This window comes from Pseudomonas sp. 3A(2025), from assembly GCF_054589175.1.
Map to the genome: position 1 here is coordinate 124,412 of NZ_BAAILM010000016.1, position 6,384 is coordinate 130,795.

The following is a 6,384-nucleotide window of genomic DNA, read 5'->3' on the forward strand; positions in this document are numbered from 1 at the left end:
CCAAGCCAGCAGGAGTAAGTTTCCATTGGCCTCAGGACCACCATCGGCACGCCTTCAAACGCTCAAAGTAGCGGGCAGCGAAATCGTCCATTCGGCGTTAGGATAATGACTTTTTTCATTGCACGAGTGACTGCGACACGCATAGCCAGACGGGCCTGACGCACTCGGTCTGGGTTCGCGCCGGTCTGCAAGAAACGTCCCTTCATAAGTCCTTCGTACAAAATGACCTCTGTGAATTCCTTACCCTTCGACTTATGCATTGTCATTAGATGGACGCCTTTCCAGTCCTTAGTCACCGCTTGGAAGTGATCCTGGAGAAGCGCATCGCGGACAACACTCTCTGCCCCGGGATAGCCTTTAGCTGAGCGCCACAGTTCGCTCAAGCGGCTTCGAAGCAGTGTCCCCTTCCCGAGCAATCGGACATACCGGCCATCGATACCGATCTGATTGAGAACTTGCTCAGTACTTAAATCTAGGAGCTGTCGCGCGGTAACCCAGTCAGCCTGAGGGTCACCAGTCAGTTGCAGATCAAGACGTTGAGCAGCGATGAGCTGCGCGGCACTAAGAACACGCTTGTGCGGCGCTCGACGAAGCGCTTGCCCCTCAAATAACTGCTCCAAAGCAAGGACCAGTTCCAAGTGAGGCTTGCTGGGCGACTTCTCGCCTTTCCTGCCACGCAGGTGAGCGCATAAGTTCCTGAGTAACCTTTCAGTAATGATTTCGACACTCCCACCGCCCTCGAGCAAGGCAGCGATGGCGGTGCCAGAAAGCGCCGCGGCCTCCTGATCGAACGCCACCTCATGGAAAATTCTTGGCAAATTATCCGAATCACTAGACAAGTATGCTGAGACCTCAGCCATGAAACTCTTGCTGGGCACCAGAATGGCCAGTGACCAATCGCTCCCACTTCTAGTCAACCGAGTTATCGCAGCTAGGACGGCAAACTTGAAAGCCTTATGAAGCTGCCCTTTGCGGGGAACATACGGCGTCACCGCCACATTGGTGTAGGCTCTGTTCTTATTACCCCCGGTCAGCAGATCGTTGCCAAACTGGACGATGTCCGTGCCCGTGCTCCGATGGTTTTCCATCCCGAAAGAAAAAGAGGCGGGATGGTAGGCGTCTTCGAACTCCTGAATCCTATTGGCACTGGCACCGCGGAACTCATAAATCCGTTGTTCCGGGTCAGCCAAAACCAGCACCTGACTATGCCGAGTCAACGCGCGGATGAACCGCCACTCATCCTCGTTCGTGTCTTGGAACTCGTCGAGGATGATCAGTGGATAGCTGTTGCTATAAATGCGTTGAAGCGATTGGCTTTTCTCCAGCAGCACGGCGGCATTACTGGCGAACAGATCGAAGTGCAATAGCCCCTCGTCTTCGAGCAACCTGATTTTTTCCAAACCAATTTGTTCTTCGCTCAGCGTGGACAGCCGTGCTGCCGCCTCAGGTGGAGGAAGCAGCGATAGAGGACGCCCATTACGAAGCAAGTAGCTGTGGCTACGCAGCAGATTCCAGGTGAAGCCATGGTAAGTGTTGACCTCGAGCCGGGCTCGCTCAAGTTTCGGAAGCATCTTTCCCGCCTGCTCTGCGACTCTCGCGACCGTTGCCCTAGCAAAGCTGAGGAATAGCACCTGTTGGTATTCCTTGAGATCTCGCCGACCAAGAAATGCCTCAGCTTTGAGTAGAGCAACGGTGGTTTTCCCTGAGCCAGGCCCACCCATCACAACCAAGTGTTGGGGTGAACCGATGACGTCCCGGCGAGCTTGATCAAGCGTTATCATTTGTTCAGGCCCGCCAAATCAGTTCATCCAACAGTTCCAAGACATTAGGCTCAGGCCTCTTAGGAACTACCGTGGCGGTAATGCTCTCAAGCGTACTAACAATGAATTCAGGAAGGTGCTGCCGGTTCGTTGCAGAACACAGCAAGCTGGCCGCCGCACCATCACCCTTCCATCGCTTGAGGAGAAGTCCGAGCATCGCCACTACCTCCTCCTTCGGAGCATCCGGCCCCGGTGCCTTATCCTTCAGGTCTGAAGGCCAAGCACCATTATCAATCAGAGATGCCACATAACTGCGCATGACGCCCTCATCGGTGCCTTTGAGGACGACATTCTCGAATCCTTTTTCAGGCGCCTGGTAAGGGTGATCTACCGACGCCCTTATAGCGTCCATCTGCTCGGGCGACTGTTCGTCGAACACGGCATAGACTGTCTTTCCAAGCCTGCGGTAGTAGGCCCCCATTGGTGCGATCAGCGAGTCCGTGGTCGCATCGATGATTGGGATGCCCATGGCTTCAAGCGGCATGAAGGATTCAGGATCCTGCTCATGAAGCATTCTTGCGACGGCCGGCCAAGCATCGTATTCCGTCCGGCCTTCAGCAATCAGTACCCTCCGGGCCAAAAGAGCTTCACAAACACGCAGCCGCATATCCTGCCGGTACAGTTTTGCTTTGATACCAGGAGGCAGTCCTGCCGGCATGGCACTCAGCCTTCCTTCGACACGACTGATTACGATGACTTGCTCAGGTTCAAACTCTTCGAGGACGTAGGGTGAGTGGGAGGTGAATAGTGCTTGAGCTGACTTGCCACGCACACCATTGATGATGCGTTTCTGAATGTGGGGCGGAATTGCTATCTCAGGTTCCTCCATCGCAAAGATCACGTTCTGTTTCAGCTCAGCGATCAACGAAAGAAGTGCCAGCACCATCATGTTGATAGTGCCGGTACCTTGGCTCTGGAATGGCGCTGCATGCGCTTCGCCGTCACTACGCTGCGCGCCGGTGGCCATAAAGACCGTCAAGGCTTTTCGAAGAGACTCGCGTGTTAGCTGCGTGACACGCATCTGAGGATCACTGCCGTCATCGCTGGGCATGTAGCCGCGGATCGAAGCCTGAACCTTCTCCAAGATGTCGTTGATACCAATGGCGGGGTCTGCTGCGACCTGCAACTGACGCAGCTCGACCAGTAGCCCCTCCCAGATCTTGAAGTTTTTGTCGTCCTGCAACCGCAGAATGATGTCCAGAAGCGAGCCACGTTCAAGGCTCAGCGCACGGCTGCCGGTTCGGACCGTTCGCAGGTACAGGAATCCACAGACCCGCTTATCAGTCGTGCGGAAGAAGTCGTAGGTGCCATCCTGCTTCATCGGCGAGCAGAAGTAAGTGCTGCCGGTGAAATCATCTTCATCCGCATCATAGCTGCCGACAAAAATGACGCGCAGGCAAGACTGCACTTGCTCCTCGTCGGTAGCTTCAGCTGGGGGGCCTCCTAACAGATCGGCCGTGTCGTTATTCCACCACTCTAAGTAATCTCGAAAACGCATCTCCTGATCCTGATTCAGATCGGTGATGACTGCTTCAATGGTGATGTTGACAGGCTGTCCCTGGGGATCAACGTACTCACCCGCATAGAAATCGTGCTCATCTATCACAGGCCGACGCGAAAGCCGCTCGGGGCCCAACACTAGATCAATCGCCTCAAGCAGCGTGGACTTGCCGATGTTGTTGTCGCCGACGATCACGGCATGCTTGGGCAACAGCACATCCGCGCGCTTGATACCGCGAAAATTCTCAATCTGCAGCCGTGCAACCCGCATATCCGTCCGCTCCAAGTCTCGTTCAATTCCTTCGCCTCAAGGCCGAAGGCCATCAGACAGTAGTCGATAAACGGAACCTGTGCCTTGAATGCCAGCTTTGCTCCCATTGCTCATGTCCTCTTCTCCCACGTGCGTTTTTTGGGGCATAGTGCCAATATGGCATCACGGGCGCGAGCGGATCGAAAAGCAATCGAGGATGCCAGACGGTCATCATCCATATGGAGAGCACAAGTAAACCACCGCGTATCAGCCACGGCCTGGGCTTGCATATCTCGACACATACGAATACTGTACGAATATACAGTCTGAATTTATTGAACTTCAGTCTTGGCTAGCGCGTCTCTAGCTGTAGAAGCCCAAACAATGGGCTGTCCGCTCTTTAACAAAATGCCCCCTCTAACCGTCTGTGGCGATCCCAGATGGGGCCGATTGCGCCCGGGAAATTGAGTTTCAAGTCAGCGTATCGCGGTGAAAGGTCGAGAAAATCGACTGATGGCATTTCGACGTCATCAGCCTGCCTGTATAATTCGGCCCCCGCCGGGCCATGGGCCAAAGGTAGGGAGGTCCAAATGGCATTGGATCTGTCAACAAGTCGACCAATACCGAGCTAAGCGAACACCAATGCGGAAAAGGATTATCCAAATCTTGAGTGGCACCCCAGAGCTAAAGGCTAGGGAGATCGCAAAGCGATTAAATGTCGAGCGAAGAGAGGTTACGAAGTTCCTTTACGACAACCTTGAGGAGTTCATACAAGATGAAAACTCCGCTTGGTCGCTGAAGAAAGACGCCCGCCTTCAAATCGAATTCTCGACAAGTAGCACTTGGATTACCCAAGAACATTTCGAGCGATCACTGGTCAAGCATGGCTCGCCTCTTGATAGTGGCCACGGCCACATCGTTTTGAAAATCCCAAAGGAGCGTAAGGTACTTTTTTGCGCTGCTGCTCGTATCCTTGCACTTGCCAACCAGCTCGCGAAAGTTAAATCTTTGGTCGAACTCGACTTCAGCGAAAATCCGGAATCACTGTCCTACCTTCGTAGAGCTTTTTTCTTCGAGCGACTAGACAAAAGCGTCAAAGTTCTTCCCCGACGCCCTGCCGGCGTCAATGCAGACGGATTGAAGGCAAACAACAAGCGATTGGTCGAGCTACTCCCAATCGAGGCTGGCGGCACAGAGAACGTCCCCGAGCGGTTTAAATTTAGCTTCGTGGAAGCTTTTGGCGAACTTCACGCGAATAAACTACATACGGTGCTTGGTGAGCTCATTAGTAATGCCGAAGAGCATTCTGAGACGATAATCCCCGGATTTGCTGGGCTTCAGAGCTACAACTGGAAGGGCTCGCCGCGTATTGTCGCCGTTGTTTCTGATTCCGGAGCAGGCATTTGCTCAACACTGAGACCGGCCCTGGACGAACACTACCCTGAAGTTGCCGCCTTGTTTCCTGAGACACTTGAAGCCTCAAATGCCAAACTCATTATCCATGCTATGCGTAAGGGTGGCTTGAGCAAGCGCGGTAAAGGGGGGGCTGGTTTGAACAAAAGTTCCGGTTACGCTGAAAGCCTGGATGCGAAGCTTAGTATTAGACAGGAAGACTTTTCTGTCGAGCTGACCTATGAAAAGCCTGACATGTATAAACATAGCTGGCGCTTAGGGCTACCTAGACTTTTAGGCACCCATATAGTATTTGAATTCAACTTGACAGATAAATAGATTCTGGTTAAAATCAGACCATGAACGAGAAAACTTACATACTCACCCTTCGCGACTTCACGGACGGAAGCAGCAACCCTTATGGTACTTTTAGGGGTAGGAAGGCTCATGCTCAATTGTTGGAAGAAATTGCCAAGTTGGTTGGCATTAAAACAATTGGCATATCCCTCAAGAATATTGATGGAGCCGATGTTTCTTTTCTTCGTGAGTCACTTATATACACCTTCAAACAGTACGCTAAGAAAATTTCCTTTTATATCTGCGACTTAGTTGATGAAGACATCATATCTAATCTAGAAGGCGCAGCAATATCTGGCGATTTTCGAGTCACGTGCTGGGTGAACGATCATTGTAGGTTCGCGGGACCCGAACCTTCACCGTCGAGCCTTCCGCTCCTTAATGTGGTCATCTCCAACCGCTCCGTTACCACTACGCAAGTCGCTCAGGCGCTCGAGATGAGCGTTCAAAACGCCAGTACCCGCCTGAAGCGCCTATCCGAGGAAGGGTTTATCACCCGCGTAGAGATGTCCGCTGGCAGTGGGGGCAAGGAATTCGTCTACCAAGTGATTGGCAGATCTGCTTAAAGGGCTTGCTTTATCGAGAAATGGGGGTATGCTTCTGGCATGCCTCCATTTTTTTGGCTTATCGTTAAACGGAATCATTGAACGAGATAAGGGAAAAGCGGAGCTCACCAATGAAAGCCAGGTTCGAGGTTCACAGGTCATACGGAGGAGGCTGGTATTTCCAGCTCGTCATGACTGATAGCCAAGTGATGCTGCGAAGCGAAGCCCACAAGAGCCTCACTAGCTGTATCAACGGGATCGAATCGTGCCGGGAGCATTCGCCTTACGACAGGTTCTACAGCCGGTCCGACAATGCCTCAAGCTTCACGTTTCGCCTGAGAGCTTCGAACAACAAAGCTATCAGCCAAGGACCAGAATGCGCCTCAGCTGATGAAAGGTAAGCGGCCAGCGAACACACCTTGCACAGATCAGGCAGGTATCCACTGATGCGGCAGCAGTCGCTCGATCTCGCTGGCCCGCTGCGTTGGCAGTCGCATCAGCACATCTTTGAGATAAGCAT

At 52.8% G+C, this 6,384-nt stretch carries 6 protein-coding genes; 3 read left to right on the forward strand and 3 right to left on the reverse strand.

Annotation, left to right across the window (positions count from 1 at the left end; translation table 11 throughout):
* Positions 1-62 precede the first annotated feature (62 nt).
* Both ACYP2A_RS05800 and ACYP2A_RS05805 read right to left on the reverse strand, forming a co-directional pair.
* A complete protein-coding gene (locus ACYP2A_RS05800; RefSeq protein ID WP_459743572.1) occupies positions 63-1,781 on the reverse strand; it encodes a UvrD-helicase domain-containing protein in 1,719 nt (572 codons plus the stop codon).
* 4 nt (positions 1,782-1,785) lie between these two features.
* Entirely contained in the window at positions 1,786-3,606 is a 1,821-nt protein-coding gene (locus ACYP2A_RS05805; RefSeq protein WP_459743574.1) for an ATP-dependent nuclease, read from the reverse strand.
* Positions 3,607-4,236: 630 nt separating this feature from the next.
* On the opposite strand from ACYP2A_RS05805, the gene ACYP2A_RS05810 reads away from it, so the two are divergent.
* The 3 genes from ACYP2A_RS05810 to ACYP2A_RS05820 all read left to right on the forward strand — a co-directional run bounded on the left by ACYP2A_RS05810 (position 4,237) and on the right by ACYP2A_RS05820 (position 6,265).
* Positions 4,237-5,301 carry an ATPase gene (locus ACYP2A_RS05810; RefSeq protein ID WP_459743576.1) on the forward strand — a complete coding sequence of 355 codons (1,065 nt, stop codon included), beginning with the start codon at positions 4,237-4,239 and terminating at the stop codon, positions 5,299-5,301.
* A gap of 20 nt (positions 5,302-5,321) precedes the next feature.
* Complete coding sequence (locus ACYP2A_RS05815; protein ID WP_459743578.1) at positions 5,322-5,885, forward strand: MarR family transcriptional regulator; 564 nt, start codon at positions 5,322-5,324, stop codon at positions 5,883-5,885.
* 110 nt (positions 5,886-5,995) lie between these two features.
* The gene (locus ACYP2A_RS05820; RefSeq protein WP_459743580.1) at positions 5,996-6,265 is read left to right on the forward strand and encodes a YegP family protein; all 270 of its coding nucleotides are present in this window, start codon (positions 5,996-5,998) and stop codon (positions 6,263-6,265) included.
* A gap of 27 nt (positions 6,266-6,292) precedes the next feature.
* Here ACYP2A_RS05820 and ACYP2A_RS05825 read toward each other — a convergent pair.
* The coding region (locus ACYP2A_RS05825) for a transposase domain-containing protein (protein ID WP_459743587.1) at positions 6,293-6,384 on the reverse strand (92 nt) is incomplete at its 5' end.

Coding starts and splice junctions, on each gene's coding strand:
- ACYP2A_RS05800 (WP_459743572.1), bottom strand. CDS start 1,781: ATGATAACGCTTGATCAAGCTCGCCGGGACGTCATCGGTTCACCCCAA.
- ACYP2A_RS05815 (WP_459743578.1), top strand. CDS start 5,322: ATGAACGAGAAAACTTACATACTCACCCTTCGCGACTTCACGGACGGA.
- ACYP2A_RS05820 (WP_459743580.1), top strand. CDS start 5,996: ATGAAAGCCAGGTTCGAGGTTCACAGGTCATACGGAGGAGGCTGGTAT.